Source organism: Bacteroides sp. D1, assembly GCF_000157095.2.
Lineage (GTDB): Bacteria > Bacteroidota > Bacteroidia > Bacteroidales > Bacteroidaceae > Bacteroides > Bacteroides xylanisolvens.
Genome location: NZ_JH114342.1, coordinates 206851 through 225664 on the forward strand (window position 1 = coordinate 206851; position 18814 = coordinate 225664).

At 38.3% G+C, this 18814-nt stretch carries 13 protein-coding genes and 3 pseudogenes; all 16 read left to right on the plus strand.

From position 1 onward, the window contains the following. Nucleotides 1–223: 223 nt before the first annotated feature. Nucleotides 224–1259 (plus strand): annotated as a pseudogene (locus BSAG_RS0223220) (NAD-dependent epimerase). Nucleotides 1260–1284: 25 nt separating this feature from the next. Further along, nucleotides 1285–2599 (plus strand): annotated as a pseudogene (locus tag BSAG_RS0223225) (UDP-glucose dehydrogenase family protein). Nucleotides 2600–2705: 106 nt separating this feature from the next. Continuing rightward, nucleotides 2706–3443, plus strand: coding sequence for a WecB/TagA/CpsF family glycosyltransferase (locus BSAG_RS10985; RefSeq protein ID WP_004314913.1), 738 nt, complete (start codon nt 2706–2708; stop codon nt 3441–3443). A gap of 13 nt (nt 3444–3456) precedes the next feature. After that, nucleotides 3457–4542, plus strand: a complete 1086-nt coding sequence (gene gmd / locus BSAG_RS10980) for a GDP-mannose 4,6-dehydratase (protein ID WP_004314914.1) — start codon at nt 3457–3459, stop codon at nt 4540–4542. Between the two features lie 125 nt (nt 4543–4667). Further along, nucleotides 4668–6074, plus strand: coding sequence for an undecaprenyl-phosphate glucose phosphotransferase (locus BSAG_RS10975; protein WP_004314915.1), 1407 nt, complete (start codon nt 4668–4670; stop codon nt 6072–6074). A gap of 44 nt (nt 6075–6118) precedes the next feature. Then, nucleotides 6119–6922 carry a polysaccharide biosynthesis/export family protein gene (locus BSAG_RS10970; RefSeq protein WP_008016699.1) on the plus strand — a complete coding sequence of 268 codons (804 nt, stop codon included), beginning with the start codon at nt 6119–6121 and terminating at the stop codon, nt 6920–6922. A gap of 11 nt (nt 6923–6933) precedes the next feature. Then, nucleotides 6934–9366: a GumC family protein gene (locus BSAG_RS10965; RefSeq protein ID WP_004314922.1), complete on the plus strand. Its 2433-nt coding sequence runs from the start codon at nt 6934–6936 to the stop codon at nt 9364–9366. A 350-nt stretch (nt 9367–9716) separates the two neighbouring features. Then, complete coding sequence (locus BSAG_RS10960; protein ID WP_004314924.1) at nt 9717–11276, plus strand: ATP-binding protein; 1560 nt, start codon at nt 9717–9719, stop codon at nt 11274–11276. 161 nt (nt 11277–11437) lie between these two features. Beyond that, complete coding sequence (locus tag BSAG_RS10955) at nt 11438–11968, plus strand: HU family DNA-binding protein (RefSeq protein WP_004314926.1); 531 nt, start codon at nt 11438–11440, stop codon at nt 11966–11968. Between the two features lie 68 nt (nt 11969–12036). Continuing rightward, nucleotides 12037–12129, plus strand: a complete 93-nt coding sequence (locus BSAG_RS24975) for a smalltalk protein (protein WP_151433315.1) — start codon at nt 12037–12039, stop codon at nt 12127–12129. Between the two features lie 253 nt (nt 12130–12382). Further along, the gene (locus BSAG_RS10950) at nt 12383–14710 is read left to right on the plus strand and encodes a transglycosylase domain-containing protein (RefSeq protein ID WP_004314928.1); all 2328 of its coding nucleotides are present in this window, start codon (nt 12383–12385) and stop codon (nt 14708–14710) included. Between the two features lie 103 nt (nt 14711–14813). Beyond that, on the plus strand, nt 14814–15200 hold the full coding sequence (locus tag BSAG_RS10945) for a 2-amino-4-hydroxy-6-hydroxymethyldihydropteridine diphosphokinase (protein WP_008022508.1): 387 nt from the start codon (nt 14814–14816) through the stop codon (nt 15198–15200). Beyond that, entirely contained in the window at nt 15201–15953 is a 753-nt protein-coding gene (gene kdsB, locus BSAG_RS10940) for a 3-deoxy-manno-octulosonate cytidylyltransferase (protein ID WP_004314934.1), read from the plus strand. A gap of 4 nt (nt 15954–15957) precedes the next feature. Beyond that, nucleotides 15958–17241, plus strand: a complete 1284-nt coding sequence (locus tag BSAG_RS10935) for a M16 family metallopeptidase (protein WP_004314936.1) — start codon at nt 15958–15960, stop codon at nt 17239–17241. 85 nt (nt 17242–17326) lie between these two features. Beyond that, nucleotides 17327–18496: a phosphatidylinositol-4-phosphate 5-kinase gene (locus tag BSAG_RS10930; RefSeq protein WP_008640042.1), complete on the plus strand. Its 1170-nt coding sequence runs from the start codon at nt 17327–17329 to the stop codon at nt 18494–18496. Nucleotides 18497–18640: 144 nt separating this feature from the next. Further along, nucleotides 18641–18814, plus strand: a pseudogene (locus BSAG_RS26070) (DDE transposase); the annotation flags it as partial.

Consider the following 18814-nt stretch of genomic DNA (forward strand, 5'->3'; position numbering starts at 1 on the left):
TGTAAAGTTTACAAGTTAATTGAAATAATTGTCAGGTATTATAAATCCTACATACTTATTGGTGAAATATTTAGTAGAGAGATTATTCTCCTGTACTGAATACTGACATACTTGCTGTCATTACAGACGAGCGACAGCCTTTTATATGTAAATATAGATTTGCGTGTTACTCTGAAATGAAAGCAAGAATGATAGAATTGATAGATTAAACAATTTGTGATTTATGAAAATTTTAGTAACAGGTGCTGCAGGCTTTATTGGGTCTAAATTAATGGGTGTATTGGCATCTAGAGGTGATGAGGTAGTGGGGATTGATAGTATAAACAACTATTATGACGTCCGATTGAAATATGGCCGATTATCGGAAATGGGTATCATGTTGAATGATGAATTTGTATGGAATCAACCGATACAAAGCTCTAGGTATGAGACTTGTAGATTTATACGGATGTCTATTGATGACCGGCATGCCATGGAAGAACTTTTTGAAAGGGAACATTTTGAAAAGGTTGTAAACTTAGCTGCGCAAGCTGGAGTGAGATATTCTATTACAAATCCATATGCTTATTTACAAAGTAATTTGGCTGGTTTCTTGAATGTATTGGAATGTTGTCGTCATTATGAGGTGAAACATTTGGTATTTGCATCTTCTAGTTCCGTATATGGTCTAAATTCGAAAGTACCGTATTCTGAGGAAGACAAAGTGGATACTCCAGTTAGTTTGTATGCTGCAACTAAAAAAAGTAAATGAATTGATGGCACATAGTTATAGTAAACTGTATGGTCTTGCTGTGACTGGACTTCGTTTCTTTACTGTTTATGGTCCATGGGGACGTCCTGATATGGCTCCTATGTTATTTGCTAGAGCTATTTCAAATGGAGAACAGATAAAGGTTTTCAATAATGGAGATATGATTCGTGATTTTACATATATTGATGATATTGTTGAAGGTACAATACGGACACTGGATCATGTTCCGGTAACACAGAAAAGCTCGAATGGAGTAGCATATAAAATATACAATATAGGATGTTCACATCCAGTAAAATTGATGGATTTTATCCATGAAATAGAATCTGCCATGGGCCATGAAGCTGAAAAAATATTCTTACCCATGCAGCCTGGAGATGTGTATCAGACTAATGCTGATACCTCCATGTTGAAAAAGGAAATTGGCTATGAACCAATGGTTACATTACACGATGGGGTTGCAAAATTCATACAATGGTATAAGTCAGAGAAAAATCCTTTAAAATAATCATTGTTATCTAAAATTTTTAATTATGAATATAGCAGTTGTAGGAACTGGATATGTTGGCTTAGTAAGTGGAACTTGCTTCGCTGAAATGGGGGTAAATGTAACGTGTGTCGATGTTAACGAAGAGAAAATCAAAAGCCTGTTAGATGGTCAAATTCCAATCTATGAACCTGGGTTAGATGAAATGGTATTACGTAATCACAGGGAAGGTAGACTAAACTTTACAACAGATTTAAAAACTTAGTTTGGATAATGTAGACATCGTTTTTAGTGCTGTGGGAACACCTCCGGATGAAGATGGAAGTGCAGACTTAACTTATGTTCTGGAAGTAGCACGTACTGTAGGGCGTAATATAAACAAATATGTATTGCTTGTCACCAAATCCACCGTACCTGTAGGTACAGCTCAAAAGGTAAAAAAGGCTATTCACGAAGAGTTAGAGAAAAGAGGAGTTGATATTGAGTTTGATGTGGCTTCAAATCCGGAATTTCTGAAGGAAGGTGCTGCTATTCAGGATTTCATGAGACCAGATCGTGTGGTAGTGGGAATAGAGTCCGAAAAGGCGAAGGAGCTTATGAGTCGTTTGTATCGTCCTGTTATGCTGAATAATTTCCGAGTAATCTTTACGGATATACCTTCTGCAGAAATGATAAAGTATGCAGCAAATAGTATGTTAGCTACACGTATTTCATTTATGAATGATATAGCGAACTTGTGTGAATTAGTAGGGGCAGATGTGAACATGGTGCGAAAAGGTATTGGAGCGGATACACGTATTGGTAGTAAATTTTTATATCCTGGGTGTGGATATGGAGGTAGTTGTTTCCCTAAAGATGTGAAAGCTCTAGTTAAGACTGCTGAAAATAGAGGCTATGAAATGAGAGTGTTGAAAGCTGTAGAAGAAGTAAATGAAAATCAAAAACATATTGTGTTTAATAAACTTTGTAAGCATTACAATGGTGAACTTCATGGGAAAGTTATTGCAATTTGGGGATTAGCATTTAAACCAGAAACTGATGATATGCGTGAAGCAACAGCGTTAATCACTATTAATCAGCTAATTAAAGCTGGTTGTAAAGTTCAGGTATTTGACCCTGTAGCAATGGATGAATGTAAACGCCGTGTCGGTGAAGGAGTTACTTATGCGAAAGATATGTATGATGCAGTATTAAATGCAGATGCTTTATTGTTGTTAACGGAATGGAAACAATTTCGTTTGCCAAGTTGGGGTGTTTTGAAGCGCACAATGAATAGTCCTGTAATCATTGATGGACGTAATATATATGACCCGGTAGAAATGATGGAAAAAGGGGTTACTTATTATTGTATAGGAAGATAATACTTTTCATTTTAATTCCACTTTAAACTGAGGCGAACATCATCTTTTATACTTAATAGCACATTTCGAAAGTCCTCAGACTCAGATAATTTCTTATTTAATATATATGAAACTTTGTCTTAAAACAATTATTCTTCTGAAGAATCAGAAGGATTTATCGTCATTACCCGAAGGCAAGTTGCTGATTAATACGATTAATGCTCATTCGTATAACACTGCCTTGAAAGATCCGCTTTTTCAGGAAGCATTATTAAAAGGAGGAGCATTGATTCCGGATGGTATCAGTATGGTGCTTGCTTTTAAATTTCTACGGGGTGAAAAAATAGAACGTACAGCCGGATGGGATTTGTTTCAATATGAAATGAATAAATTAAATCAGAAAGGGGGAGTATGCTTCTTTTTGGGAAGTAGTAAGAAAACATTGTCTTTGGTGTGTGAAAAAGTGAAGACTGTCTATCCCAATATTCAAGTTAAGACTTACTCTCCTCCTTACAAATCGAGTTTTACAGAGGAAGAAAATCGAGAAATGATTAATGCAGTAAATATGGCTAATCCTGATCTGCTTTGGATTGGTATGACTGCACCCAAGCAAGAAAAATGGGCTTATGAGCATTTGAATGAACTTAATGTTCATTGTCACATAGGTACAATTGGAGCTGTATTCGATTTTTTTGCAGGAACTGTGCAGCGGGCTCCTCAATGGTGGCAGAAAAACGGATTAGAATGGGCATATCGTTTATTGAAAGAACCGAAAAGAATGTGGCGTAGGTATATTATAGGAAATGTTTTATTCTTGTGGAATATTTTAAAAGAGAAAAATGGAATGATTATGGATCATAATTAATAGAGAATATTTTATGAAAAAAATAGCATTAATTTCAGGTATTACAGGACAAGATGGTTCATTTCTGGCAGAATTTTTAATAGAAAAAGGTTATGAGGTCCACGGTATTCTTCGCCGTTCTTCATCATTCAATACAAGTCGTATCGAACATCTTTATTTAGACGAATGGGTACGTGATATGAAAAAAGACCGTTTGGTAAATCTCCATTATGGTGATATGACAGATAGTAGTTCTTTAATTCGTATTATTCAGCAAGTCCAACCAGATGAGATCTATAACTTGGCAGCTCAAAGTCATGTAAAAGTATCTTTTGATGTTCCCGAATATACAGCTGATGCTGATGCTATTGGTACACTTCGTATGTTGGAAGCGGTTCGTATTTTGGGTATGGAAAAGAAGACTAAAATTTACCAGGCTTCGACTTCTGAATTATTTGGTATGGTTCAGGAAGTTCCTCAAAAGGAAACAACACCTTTTTATCCCCGTTCTCCATACGGAGTGGCTAAGCAGTATGGTTTTTGGATTACCAAGAATTATCGTGAAAGTTATGGAATGTTTGCGGTAAATGGAATCCTGTTCAATCACGAAAGTGAGCGGAGAGGTGAAACTTTTGTAACTCGTAAAATTACGTTGGCGGCTGCACGTATTGCTCAAGGTTTACAAGACAAACTTTATTTGGGTAACCTTGATTCTCTTCGTGACTGGGGATATGCTAAAGATTATGTAGAATGTATGTGGTTGATTCTCCAACATGATGCACCTGAAGATTTTGTAATTGCTACAGGAGAGTATCATACAGTACGTGAATTTACTACGTTAGCATTTAAAGAAACAGGTGTTAATCTTTGTTGGGAAGGCAAGGGGGTAAATGAGAAGGGGATTGATGGGGCCACTGGGAAAGTTTTGGTGGAAGTAGATCCTAAATATTTTCGCCCTGCAGAAGTTGAACAATTATTGGGTGACCCTACAAAAGCAAGAACTTTACTTGGTTGGAATCCTCGGAAGACATCTTTTGAAGAACTTATAAAAATAATGGTTTCTCATGATTTGAAATTTGTAAAGAGACTCTACATGCAAGAGTCGATGAATAGAGAATAATATTGCTGTCATATTAGATAAGAATTTTGAATAGTATATGGTAGAGTATTCTGGTACGGTATTTTTTCACTGTCGTGCACATAGGTGGTATTATGACTAATTTATATCAATCATAACTAATACATATGCAGGAAGTCCAACGTTTTAACAAAGTCCTAAAATCTTGTGTCCTTTTGGGGGATCTTATTTTGCTGAACCTGCTTTTATGGGGATTCGAACAGTTTTTGGGTAACCGCTTTTGGTGCGAGAATTGTGGTTCCATCCTTCAAGGTATGGCTTTGATAACTTTATGTTATCTACTTTGTAATATGCACTCCGGAGTCATTCTTCATCGTTCGGTAGTCCGTCCTGAACAAATCATGGTCCGTGTTTTACGTAACATGGTTCCTTTTGTATTGCTTTCAGTCTGTATTTTATTACTTTTTCATTTTGAGTTTTCTCATTCCCGGCTTTTTGGTTTGTTTTATATTGTTTTGATATTAGTAATAGTAAGCTATCGTTTGGCTTTTCGTTACTTCTTGGAACTTTATCGTAAGCAAGGAGGGAATGTTCGTAAAGTGATATTGATTGGTAGTCATGAAAACATGCAGGAGCTTTATCACGCAATGACAGATGATCCCACTTCGGGGTATCGTGTTCTTGGATATTTTGAGGATTTTCCTTCAGACCGTTACCCAAGTGATGTTTCATATTTAGGGCATCCTCAAGAGGTAAACAATTTTCTGAAGCAGAATGTCGGCCGAGTAGACCAGCTCTATTGTAGCCTTCCTTCTGCTCGTAGTGCTGAAATTGTTCCCATTATTAATTATTGTGAGAACCATTTAGTTCGTTTTTTTAGTGTTCCGAATGTACGCAATTATTTGAAACGTCGGATGCATTTTGAAATGTTGGGAAATGTTCCTGTTTTATCTATTCGTCGTGAACCTTTAGAGTTACTTGAGAACCGTATAGTAAAACGTACTTTTGATATAGTGTGTTCTACATTATTTTTATGTACGATTTTCCCATTTATTTATATTATTGTTGGAGTTGCTATAAAGATGAGTTCTCCGGGACCTATCTTTTTTAAACAGAAGCGTAGCGGTGAAGATGGAAAGGAATTCTGGTGTTATAAATTCCGTTCAATGAGAGTGAATGCTCAATGTGATACTCTTCAGGCTACAGAGCATGATCCACGTAAAACAAGGATAGGGGAGATTATAAGAAAGACTAGCATTGATGAACTACCACAATTTATTAATGTGTTTAAAGGTGATATGTCTATTGTTGGTCCACGTCCCCATATGCTAAAACATACTCAAGAGTACTCTTTACTAATAAATAAGTTTATGGTTCGTCATTTTGTTAAACCAGGTATAACGGGGTGGGCACAGGTGACTGGTTATCGTGGTGAGACAAAAGAGCTTTGGCAGATGGAAGGTCGTGTGATGCGTGATATCTGGTATATTGAGCATTGGACATTTTTATTAGATCTCTATATTATGTACAAGACAGTGTATAATGCAATTCATGGAGAAAAGGAGGCGTATTAATAAAGGTTTGGTGATTAGTTGTAATAAAATAAATAAAATAGATTATGAGAAGACTTAATAAGAAATTTGGGTTGCTGTTGTTACCTTTTTTGTTGGTAGCTTGCCAGTCGTATAAAAAAGTTCCATATTTACAGGATGTGGAAGTTGTGGAACAAGTAACTCAACAGGAGAATTTGTATGACGCTAAAATTATGCCAAAGGATTTGTTGACAATTGTAGTGTCTTGCACCAGTCCGGAATTGGCTTTACCCTTCAATTTGACAATTGCTAGTCCCAGCGGTATAGCCTCTAGTAATTCAACCTTTACCACAGCACAACCAATGCTGCAACCTTATTTGGTAGATAATGAAGGAAAAATTAATTTTCCTGTATTGGGAGAATTGAAGTTGGGAGGATTGACAAAAAAACAGGCGGAGCAGATGATTGTCGATAAATTGAAGCTATATATTACAGAAACTCCAATTGTAACAGTGCGTATGGTAAATTATAAAATATCAGTGATTGGTGAGGTGACTCGTCCGGGTACATTTACTATTTCTAATGAAAAGGTTAATTTATTAGAGGCGCTTGCTATGGCAGGTGATATGACTGTTTATGGGCTTCGTGACAATGTAAGACTCATTCGTGAAGATTCAAGCGGGAAGCAACAGATTATTACTCTAGATTTGAATAAGGCTGAAACTATTCTTTCTCCTTATTACTGGTTACAACAGAATGATATTATTTATGTGACTCCGAATAAGGCGAAAGCTCGTAATTCTGATATCGGTAATAGTACTAGTTTGTGGTTTTCTGCGACTTCTATTTTGGTATCACTTGCCAGTTTATTGTTTAATATCTTAAAGTAACGTCTTAAGAGATGAAAGAAAAAAAAGTATATAATGTGGAACAGGAAGCGAATGAAGAGAAGATTGATTTTCAGGAAATCCTGTTTAAATATTTGATTCATTGGCCTTGGTTTGTTGGAACAGTTGTTGTCTTTTTGCTAGGGGCATGGTTGTATTTGCGTATGGCTACTCCGGTATATAATATATCAGCTACAGTTCTGATAAAAGATGATAAAAAGGGGGGAGGAGCAGGTATGGCATCAGAATTGGAAAACTTAGGGTTGGACGGTTTGATCTCTTCTTCTCAAAATATCGATAATGAGATTGAAGTGCTTCGTTCTAAGACTATTGCGAAAGAAGTTGTTATAGATTTGAATTTATATATATCTTATAAAGATGAAGATGAATTTCCGGCAAAGGATATGTATAAAACTTCTCCTGTGCAAGTTAATTTGATTCCACAAGAGGCTGAATTATTGGATGATCCTATGATTGTGGAGATGGCTTTACAGCCACAAGGAAGTTTGGATATAAATGTAAAGGTGGGAGATGATGAATTCCAAAAACATTTTGATAAATTACCTGCAGTTTTCCCTACCGCAAGGGGAACATTAGCTTTTTTCATGAGTCCCGATTCTTTAATTTCTAAGGGAACTGACGATGTTGATTTGGCGAAAAAAGTTCGTAATATAACAGCGACTATAAATAATCCTTTGCGTGTAGCAAGATGGTATTGCAAAAGTATGACTATCGAGCCTACTTCGAAAACAACTTCTGTTGCAGTTATATCATTGAAGAATTCCAGCTTACGACGTGGGCAGGATTTTATTAATAAGCTTTTGGAAATGTATAATATTAATACGAATAATGATAAGAATGAAATTGCTCAAAAGACAGCAGAGTTTATTGATGAGCGTATTGGTATTATATCAAAAGAGTTAGGTAGTACTGAAGAAAGTTTGGAGACTTTTAAACGAAATGCTGGTATTACGGATTTAACGAGTGAAGCTCAAATAGCTTTGACAGGAAATGCGGAATATGAAAAGAAACGTGTAGAGAACCAAACGCAAATCAATTTGGTAGAGGATTTGCGTAGATATATGAGAGGAAATGAATATGAAGTACTTCCTGGTAATATTGGTCTGCAAGATGCTGGACTCGTAGCTCAAATTGATCGTTATAACGAAATGCTAGTAGAACGTAAACGTTTGTTGCGCACTTCTACAGAAAACAATCCTACAATTATAAATCTGGATACAAGTATTCGTGCGATGAAGATGAATGTGGATGTTACTCTTGATCGTACTTTACAGGGACTACTGATAACAAAAGCAGATTTGGATCGTGAAGCTAGTCGTTTTTCTCGCCGTATCAATGAGGCTCCGGGACAGGAGCGTCAGTTTGTGAGTATTGCTCGTCAGCAAGAGATCAAGTCTGGATTGTATCTGTTGCTTCTCCAGAAACGTGAAGAGAATGCTATTACTTTAGCTGCTACAGCTAACAATGCTAAAATAATTGATGATGCTATTGCTGATGAAATTCCTGTATCACCTAAAGGTAAGATCATTTATTTAGTTGCTTTAGTTCTAGGTGTCGGAATTCCTGTAGGTGTCATCTATTTAATCAATTTGACTAAGTTTAGGATTGAAGGTCGTTCTGATGTAGAAAAGCTCACTAGTATACCTATTGTCGGTGATATCCCATTAACTGATGAAAAGCAGGGAGCTATTGCCGTATTTGAGAATCAAAACAACCTGATGAGCGAAACCTTCCGTAATATTCGAACGAATCTTCAATTTATGCTTGAAAATGATAAGAAAGTGATTTTAGTTACTTCTACAGTTAGTGGTGAAGGTAAATCTTTCATTTCAGCTAATCTTGCTATCAGCCTTTCTTTATTAGGCAAAAAGGTTATTATTGTCGGTTTGGATATTCGTAAACCGGGTTTGAATAAGGTATTTAATATTCCAAGAAAAGAAGTGGGTATAACTCAATACTTGGCCAATCCGGAAAAGAATTTGATGGATTTGGTGCAGCTCTCTGATGTTAGCAAGAATTTGTATATTCTTCCTGGTGGAACAGTTCCTCCTAACCCGACTGAATTGTTGGCACGTGATGGATTAGATAAAGCAATTGAAACATTCAAGAAAAGTTTTGATTATGTAATTCTGGATACAGCTCCTGTTGGTATGGTAACTGATACATTGCTGATAGGGCGTGTGGCTGATTTATCTGTTTATGTTTGTCGTGCAGATTATACTCACAAGAATGAGTATACTTTGATCAATGAACTTGCTGAAAATAATAAATTACCTAAGCTGTGTACTGTAATTAATGGTTTGGATTTGAAGAGAAGAAAGTACGGTTATTATTACGGTTATGGCAAATATGGCAAGTATTACGGTTATGGTAAACGATACGGTTACGGTTATGGATATGGAGAACAAACTCACGACAAGGAATAATAAATCCAACTAATATAAAGGTAAATAAACTTCGATGCTGGATGCATAGATGAGATCCATTGATGACCTCTATTTTAAGTTAATAATGTCATAGAGTACTTTTAATACTTTACACAAAAGTGAGATGAAACATGTAGGTCCCTAACTTTATGCTACACACATGAAGAACCCTACATTTTGTGGTCAGGAAATATACAGCGGTGTATTCCTGATCAACGCCCTCATGTCGGTGCAAATCCGATGTGATTTCTATAATATCAACTGTCTGTGAAGATCGTTGATATTTTTTTTGTAAAACAGTGAATGGTGCGATGAATATTTTTTGTAGCTTTGTGAAAAATCGAATTGAAATGGAAAATTTACGAAGATACCCCATCGGAATACAGACTTTTTCGGAAATACGGAAAAGTAATTACCTTTATATTGATAAAACGGAATATGTGTATTGGATGGTACATTTCACTAAATACGTATTCTTGAGTCGTCCTCGTCGTTTTGGTAAGTCATTGTTGACTTCTACATTACATAGTTATTTCTCTGGTCAGAAAGAATTATTTCAAGGGTTGGCTATAGAAAAGCTGGAAAAGGAGTGGACGGAATATCCAGTGCTTCACTTTGATATGAGTACAGCCAAGCATGCAGACTGTGAACAGCTGTTGCAAGAGTTGAATATGAAGCTAATTCGTTATGAGGAGGTTTACGGAAAGATGGAGGGAGAGGTTAATCCAAATCAGCGTCTGGAAGGACTCATCAAGCGCGCTTACGAGCAGACAGGGAAACAAGTGGTTGTGCTGATAGATGAATACGATGCTCCTCTGCTGGATGTAGTACACGAGGAAGAGAGGCTTGGCGTATTGCGTAACATTATGCGCAATTTCTACAGCCCTCTTAAAGCGTGTGATCCTTATTTGCGGTATGTGTTTTTGACCGGTATCACCAAATTCTCCCAACTTAGTATATTTAGTGAATTGAACAATATCAAGAATATTAGCATGAATGAGTCTTATGCTGCCATTTGCGGTATTACAGAAAACGAGATACTTGTCCAAATGAAAGATGATGTAGACGCATTAGCCCAAAAACTGGAGGTTACTTCTGAAGAGGTATTGGCAAAACTGAAAGAAAACTACGACGGCTATCATTTCACTTATCCGTCTCCTGATATATATAATCCATTCAGTTTGCTTAACGCTTTTGCAGATGGTAAATTTAATTCTTATTGGTTTGGTAGTGGTACACCTACTTATTTGATAAAGATGCTGGATAAATTTGGTGTAGCGCCTTCCGAGATAGGGAGAAAAACTGCGGTTGCGGAGGATTTTGATGCACCTACAGAAAGAATGGTGAGCATTACTCCATTGTTATATCAAAGTGGCTATATCACGATAAAAGATTATGATAAGGAGTTAGATTTATATACATTGGATATTCCTAATAAGGAGGTCAGAATAGGTTTGATGAAAAGTCTTCTTCCTAATTATGTTGCTAGTAAAACACCGGAAGCCAATACTATGGTAGCTTATCTTTCCCGTGATATTCGTAATGGTGATATGGATGCTGCTTTACGTCGTTTGCAAACGTTTCTGTCTACCATTCCTCAATGTGATAATACGAAATATGAGGGGCACTACCAACAGATGTTTTATATTATATTCAGTTTGTTGGGCTATTATGTAGATGTGGAGGTTCGTACTGCCAGTGGACGGGTGGATATGGTGCTTCGTACAAAGACTACGTTGTATGTGATGGAATTGAAATTGGACAAGAGTGCGGATAGGGCGATGGAGCAAATTGATCTGAAGAATTACCCCAAACGTTTTGCTTTGTGCGGATTGCCTATAGTAAAGGTGGCTGTCAGTTTTGATAGCGAACAGTGTACAATAGGGGAATGGAAAATTCTAAAAGTTTAATTATATTGCTGATTAATAAATTGTTATATACTAGTATGAATATAAAGAGCTCCGCAAGGGGCTTTTTTCTTTTCTATCCGGAATAAAAGCTTCACCTTTGCAGTGTTGATCAACAAAACGTGAATAAATAATTTGAATTTAAATCTTTAAAAAAACGTAGTATGAGTGTAATTTACAAAGTCATTACGCGCCCAACAGATCCGCGTGTTCCCAATTCTCCCAAGAGATATTATCCGCATCTGATCACTTTAGGTCAGTCTGTCAACCTGAAATATATTGCACAGAAAATGCAGGATCGTTCTTCGCTGTCTGTTGGTGATATCAAGAGTGTGATCCAGAATTTTGTGGAAAAGATGAAGGAACAGTTGCTGGAAGGTAAGTCTGTGAATATTGAAGGTCTGGGCGTCTTTATGTTGACTGCCCGTTCGAAAGGTGCCGAACTGGCGAAGGATATTAATGCAAAAAGTGTAGAGAGCGTTCGTATCTTTTTTCAGGCGAATAAAGAGCTGCGCGTTACAAAGACTGCTACTCGTGCAGATGAGAAGTTGGATTTGATTAGCTTGGATGAATATCTGAAGAAGCTTAATATGACAATTTCTCCTAATGATCCTGAAAAACCGGATGATGGCGGAGAAGAAGGCGGAGGAAATGAAAGTGGCGGTAGCGGAGAAGCACCGGATCCTGCCGCATAATGAATTGTCAATTAACGATTGATGGTTAGGGTGTTTATTTAGTGTTTAATAAAAAAAGAAAAATGTCTATGAAAAAAACGTGGAGTATTATTTTGAAAGTGATTATTGCTGTTGCTGGTGCAATTGCCGGAGTGGTCGGTGTGCAGGCAGCAAACTTGTAATTGATTATCTTATAAATAGGTATATTTATGAATGAATAACAGGCGGGAAAAATCCCGCCTGTTTGTGTTTTAGATATAATAGAGGATTACTTTCTTGAAAAATGCTCTTTTTTGTTTTGTTTCGTGCTATTTGTTATGAGTGCCGCTCCATATTTTAACAAAATAGAAATTATAATCAAACTCGTTGGCTGAATAGCGGATTTTATCTACCTTTGTACCTTAATTAAATGCGTCATTTTAAGCAAGAAAAAACATGATTCGAAAAATAATAAAGGCTCTTTGGATATTTCTGGCAGTCATTGTGTTGGCTATTGTTGTCATCTTTGTCTCTATCTCAAAGGGTTGGATTGGTTATATGCCTCCTGTAGAGGAACTTGAAAATCCGAGTTATAAATTTGCAACGGAGATTTTCTCTGAAGATGAAAAAGTGCTTGGCACGTGGTCTTACAGTAAGGAAAACCGGGTGTACACAGCTTACAAGGATTTGTCGCCTAGTATTATCAATGCTCTTATTGCAACGGAAGATGTTCGTTTTGTCGAACATTCAGGAATTGATGCCAAGGCATTGTTTCGTGCGTTTGTAAAACGTGGTTTGATGTTTCAGAAAAATGCAGGTGGAGGTAGCACCTTGTCGCAACAGCTTGCCAAACAGTTGTTTACAGAGAATGTGGCGAGAAATACACTGCAACGTCTTTTCCAGAAACCGATTGAATGGGTGATTGCGGTGAAGCTTGAACGTTACTACACCAAAGAGGAAATATTGAGTATGTATCTCAATAAATTTGATTTCCTGAATAATGCGGTTGGTATTAAAACTGCTGCGCATACCTATTTCGGCTGTGAACCGAAGGATTTGAAGATTGAAGAAGCGGCTACGCTGGTTGGTATGTGTAAGAATCCGTCGCTTTATAATCCGGTTCGTTTCAACGAACGTTCCCGTGGCCGTCGTAATGTAGTGCTTGAGCAGATGCGTAAAGCTGGTTATATCACAGATGCAGAATGTGATTCTTTGCAGGCTCTTCCGCTGAAACTAAAATATAACCGCGTTGACCACAAAGAGGGATTGGCTACCTATTTCCGCGAATATCTCCGTGGTGTGATGACAGCACCGAAACCGGTAAAAAGTGATTATCGTGGTTGGCAAATGCAAAAATTCTACGAAGATTCTATCGCGTGGGAAACTAACCCGTTGTATGGTTGGTGTGCAAAAAATAAAAAGAAAGACGGTACGAATTATAACATCTATACAGATGGATTGAAGATTTATACGACGATCAATTCACGTATGCAGCAATATGCAGAGGATGCAGTAAAAGAGCATTTAGGTGATTATTTGCAACCTGTGTTTTTCAAAGAAAAAGAGGGAAGCAAAAATGCTCCATACGCAAGATCACTGCCGGAAAAACGAGTGGAGGAGTTGCTGACAAAAGCTATGAAGCAGACGGATCGTTATCGTCTTATGAAAGAGGCGGGAGCTTCGGAACAGCAGATTCGTAAAGCGTTCGATACCCCGGAAGAAATGACTGTCTTTTCCTGGAAGGGAGATAAAGATACAATTATGACACCGATGGATTCCATCCGTTACTACAAATCTTTCCTGCGAACAGGATTCATGTCGATGGATCCGGTAAGCGGGCATGTGAAGGCTTATGTAGGCGGACCGAATTATGTATATTTCCAGTATGATATGGCAATGGTGGGACGTCGTCAGGTGGGATCTACTATCAAACCGTATTTGTATACATTAGCAATGGAAAATGGATTTTCTCCTTGCGACCAGACACGCCACGTAGAGCAAACGTTGATTGATGAGAACGGAACTCCTTGGACGCCTCGTAATGCAAATAATAAACGTTATGGGGAAATGGTGACTCTGAAGTGGGGATTGGCTAATTCTGACAACTGGATTTCTGCTTATTTGATGGGCAAACTGAATCCGTATAATCTTGTACGTTTGATCCATAGTTTTGGGGTTCGTAATAAAGCAATCGACCCGGTGGTTTCGCTTTGTCTGGGACCTTGTGAAATTTCTGTGGGTGAGATGGTAAGTGCATATACAGCTTTTGCCAATAAAGGAATTCGTGTGGCTCCATTGTTTGTTACACGCATTGAAGATAGTGATGGTAATGTGCTTTCTACCTTTGCACCGCAAATGGAGGAGGTGATAAGTATTTCAAGTGCATATAAAATGCTGGTTATGTTGCGCGCCGTTATTAATGAAGGAACAGGTGGGCGTGTTCGTCGTTATGGAATTACCGCCGATATGGGTGGAAAAACAGGTACGACCAATGATAACTCTGATGCCTGGTTTATGGGATTCACTCCTTCATTGGTATCCGGTTGTTGGGTAGGAGGTGATGAACGTGACATTCACTTTGGTAGAATGACTTATGGTCAGGGAGCTGCCGCTGCTTTGCCTATTTGGGCATTGTATATGAAGAAAGTGTATGATGACCCGACTTTGGGATATGACCAGCAGGAGAAATTTAAACTCCCTGAAGGATTTGATCCATGTGCCGGTTCGGAAACTCCGGACGGAGAGGTGATAGAAGAGGGGGGATTGGACGATCTTTTTAACTAAGTCTGAAATAAGTATTAACCCGTAGCGTTTGGGGCACTGAACTGTAGGTGTAATATCTTTAATATCTAATGTTTAATACCTAATACTTAATACTTATCTTTTAATGCATAGGTATATTGTTTGCATAGGGAGTAATTACAACAGGAAAGAGAATTTGACTTTTGCCAGACAGGAACTGACTGAATCGTTCTCTTCTATATGTTTTGCGCCCGAATTGGAAACTGAACCTTTGTTTTTTAAGAATCCGGCCTTGTTTTCCAACCAAGTGGTTATGTTCTTTTCCGATAAGGATGAAGAGGTAGTGAGGAAAATGCTGAAAGATATAGAACAAAGGTCCGGACGTCGTCCGGAAGATAAAAAAGAGGAGAAAGTTTGTCTGGACATTGACATGCTTTTATATGATAACAAAATAGTAAAACCGGAAGATTGGCAAAGGGGATATATACAACAGTCATTATCTGCCTTCCATTCTTCATTATTTATTAAGTAGATGAAATTTCTTGGAATTATACCTGCCCGCTATGCATCCACTCGTTTTCCTGCAAAACCGTTGGCTATGTTGGGTGGAAAAACTGTTATACAACGTGTGTATGAGCAAGTGGCTGGCGTTTTGGATGACGCTTATGTAGCCACGGACGATGAGCGTATTGAAGCTGCTGTCAAGGCGTTCGGAGGTAAGGTTGTGATGACTTCTATTCATCACAAAAGCGGTACGGATCGCTGTTATGAAGCTTGTACAAAGATTGGAGGTGACTTTGATGTCGTGGTTAATATACAAGGAGATGAACCTTTTATTCAGCCTTCACAATTGGATGCGGTAAAGGCTTGTTTCGAAGATGTAACCACGCAGATTGCCACGCTGGTGAAACCTTTTACTGCAGATGAACCGTTTGCTGTACTGGAAAACGTAAATTCACCGAAAGTGGTAGTCAATAAGAACTGGAACGCGCTTTATTTTAGCCGCTCCATTATTCCTTATCAGCGTAATGCCGAGAAACAGGACTGGCTGAAGGGACATACCTACTACAAGCATATCGGACTGTATGCCTATCGTACAGATGTGCTGAAAGAGATAACCATGCTTCCGCAGTCTTCTCTGGAACTGGCTGAATCTTTGGAGCAGCTCCGTTGGCTGGAGAACGGATATAAGATAAAGGTAGGCATTAGTGAAGTAGAAACCATCGGAATCGATACCCCGCAAGATTTGGAACGGGCAGAAGAGTTTTTGAAGAATAGAATCTAATCGTATGGATCGTAAAATACAACCTGAAATACAAACCCTGAAAAATTTTCGTATACTTCCTCCCGTCCGAATGACATTGCCAAATGGTATTCCATTGACTGTTATTAATGCGGGTGAACAGGAAGTAGTACGCATGGATGTGCTTTTCGCTGGAGCCCGTTGGCAGCAGTCGCAGAAACTGCAAGCCTTGTTTACAAACCGGATGTTGCGCGAAGGTACGACAAAATATACGGCTGCCACCATTGCCGAGAAACTGGATTACTATGGTTCGTGGCTCGAACTGTCCAGCTCGTCGGAGTATGCATACATCACTGTTTATTCGTTGAATAAGTATTTGGCGAAAACATTGGAGGTGGTAGAATCCATGATTAAAGAACCGCTTTTCCCGGAGAAAGAATTGCATACTATCCTCGATACCAATATCCAACAATATCTGGTCAATACTTCCAAAGTTGATTTCCTGGCACATCGCAGCCTGTTGAAGTCGCTTTATGGCGAACAGCATCCATGTGGTAAAATAGTGGTGGAGGAAGATTATCATGCTATCACTCCGGAAGTGCTTCGTGAATTTTATGAACGGTATTACCATTCGGGCAATTGCTCTATATTCTTGTCCGGCAAGGTGACGGAGGATATTATCAGCCGGGTGACGGATACATTCGGCACTTCTTTTGGTCAACATCAACAGCCGGCATTGAAATTAAGTTTTCCTTTTACTGCCGTTTCCGAAAAGAGAATTTTTATAGAACGTGAGGATGCTATGCAGAGTGCTGTAAAGATGGGATATACAACCATCACTCGTAACCATCCTGATTATCTGAAACTCCGGGTATTGATGACTTTATTCGGAGGCTATTTCGGCAGTCGGCTGATGTCTAATATCCGTGAAGAAAAGGGGTATACTTATGGCATTTCAGCGGGGATCATGTTTTATCCGGATAGCGGATTGCTGGCTATCTCGACAGAAACGGATAATGAATATGTGGAACCGTTGATACAGGAAGTATATCATGAAATTGACCGTCTGCATCAGGAACCTGTGTCGATGGAAGAACTGACTATCGTACGCAACTATATGTTGGGCGAAATGTGCCGTAGTTATGAGTCTCCTTTCTCACTTTCGGATGCATGGATCTTTATTGCTACTTCCGGTCTGGATGATGACTACTTTTCACGTTCTCTGCTGGCTGTAAACGAGGTTACTCCTGCAGAAATACAAGATTTGGCACAACGCTATTTGTGCAAAGAGACATTAAAAGAGGTCATTGCAGGTAAAAAGTTGTCATAAATTGCTTTCCGAAAGTGGGCTGTTTGGGATAGAAATTGTATCTTTGTCCAAATTGTAATTCTAAAATGAGTAACGACTAAAACCAATGAGGAAATATCTATATACTACACTTTTATTGGCTCTCCTTGCACAAGAGGGAGTAATGGCACAAGAAAATGAAGGAAAGAAAGGCGGATTTTTCGGAAAAATTAAAGATACATTCTCCACTGAAATAAAGATTGGCAACTATACTTTTAAGGATGGCAGTGTCTATACGGGAGAAATGAAAGGCCGAAAACCGAACGGAAAAGGAAAAACGGTTTTTAAAAACGGTGATGTCTTTGAAGGTGAATATGTGAAAGGGAAACGTGAAGGATATGGAATTTATATGTTCCCTGACGGAGAAAAGTACGAAGGACAGTGGTTCCAGGACCAGCAGCACGGAAAAGGTATCTATTATTTTATGAATAACAACCGTTACGACGGTATGTGGTATCAGGATTATCAGCATGGTGAAGGAACTATGTATTATCATAACGGTGATTTGTATGTAGGTCATTGGGTGAATGATAAACGTGAAGGCGAAGGTACATATACTTGGGCAAACGGTGCCAAATATACCGGTCACTGGAAAAATGATAAGAAGAACGGCAAAGGTACCATGAACTGGGATGACGGCTCTAAATACGATGGAGACTGGAAGGATGATGTTCGTCACGGAAAAGGGGTCTTTGAATATACCAATGGAGATAAATATGATGGTGACTGGGCGGATGATATTCAACATGGAAAAGGTACTTATTACTTTCACACGGGCGACCGTTATGAGGGCTCGTATCTCTTAGGTGAGCGAACCGGTCCAGGAGTTTATTACCATGCTAACGGTGATAAATATGTAGGTAATTTCAAGAACGGCATGCAAGACGGAAAAGGTACTTTTACCTGGGCGAATGGTGCTGTGTATGAAGGAAGCTGGAAAAATAATAAACGTGATGGTAAAGGAGTTTATAAATGGAGCAATGGCGATGTTTATGACGGTGACTGGAAAGATAACCGTCCCAATGGACAAGGCACTCTGAAAACTGTTGCTGGTATGCAATATAAAGGTGGGTTCGTTGATGGATTGGAAGAGGGTCAAGGCGTACAAATCGACAAAGATGGTAATCGCTTCGATGGCTTTTTCAAACAAGGAAAGAAGGATGGTCCTTTTGTCGAAACAGATAAAGATGGAAAAGTGATTAAAAAAGGAACCTATAAATTCGGAAGACTCCAATAAAATGATGAATGAGGGATATTCCTAAAATAATAAAATTTAAGGCAACTAATTCATTGCGAGTTAGTTGCCTTTTTTGTATCTTTAAGCATTCCCCCCAAAAAACGGTTTGACGGCCAAAACGGGGGTAATTAAAAATAAAAACACATGGTAAAGATACAAAAAATCTCAGAAATCGAACCTTGTTTAGGTTTTACCGAGTTCGATATGCTTAAAAAATATCGTCAAAGTTTTGCAACGAGTGAATTAGGTCGCCTCCATTCTCTGTTCCCTTTCTCGGAACTGGCCCGACAAATGCATTTGAAGTCCTCTCCTTTTGGG

Excerpts from the sequence above, each read along its gene's own strand:
- BSAG_RS10985 (WP_004314913.1), top strand. The coding sequence starts at position 2,706 with ATGAAACTTTGTCTTAAAACAATTATTCTTCTGAAGAATCAGAAGGAT.
- gmd (WP_004314914.1), top strand. The coding sequence starts at position 3,457 with ATGAAAAAAATAGCATTAATTTCAGGTATTACAGGACAAGATGGTTCA.
- BSAG_RS10975 (WP_004314915.1), top strand. The coding sequence starts at position 4,668 with ATGCAGGAAGTCCAACGTTTTAACAAAGTCCTAAAATCTTGTGTCCTT.
- BSAG_RS10970 (WP_008016699.1), top strand. The coding sequence starts at position 6,119 with ATGAGAAGACTTAATAAGAAATTTGGGTTGCTGTTGTTACCTTTTTTG.
- BSAG_RS10965 (WP_004314922.1), top strand. The coding sequence starts at position 6,934 with ATGAAAGAAAAAAAAGTATATAATGTGGAACAGGAAGCGAATGAAGAG.
- BSAG_RS10960 (WP_004314924.1), top strand. The coding sequence starts at position 9,717 with ATGGAAAATTTACGAAGATACCCCATCGGAATACAGACTTTTTCGGAA.
- BSAG_RS10955 (WP_004314926.1), top strand. The coding sequence starts at position 11,438 with ATGAGTGTAATTTACAAAGTCATTACGCGCCCAACAGATCCGCGTGTT.
- BSAG_RS24975 (WP_151433315.1), top strand. The coding sequence starts at position 12,037 with ATGAAAAAAACGTGGAGTATTATTTTGAAAGTGATTATTGCTGTTGCT.
- BSAG_RS10950 (WP_004314928.1), top strand. The coding sequence starts at position 12,383 with ATGATTCGAAAAATAATAAAGGCTCTTTGGATATTTCTGGCAGTCATT.
- BSAG_RS10945 (WP_008022508.1), top strand. The coding sequence starts at position 14,814 with ATGCATAGGTATATTGTTTGCATAGGGAGTAATTACAACAGGAAAGAG.
- kdsB (WP_004314934.1), top strand. The coding sequence starts at position 15,201 with ATGAAATTTCTTGGAATTATACCTGCCCGCTATGCATCCACTCGTTTT.
- BSAG_RS10935 (WP_004314936.1), top strand. The coding sequence starts at position 15,958 with ATGGATCGTAAAATACAACCTGAAATACAAACCCTGAAAAATTTTCGT.
- BSAG_RS10930 (WP_008640042.1), top strand. The coding sequence starts at position 17,327 with ATGAGGAAATATCTATATACTACACTTTTATTGGCTCTCCTTGCACAA.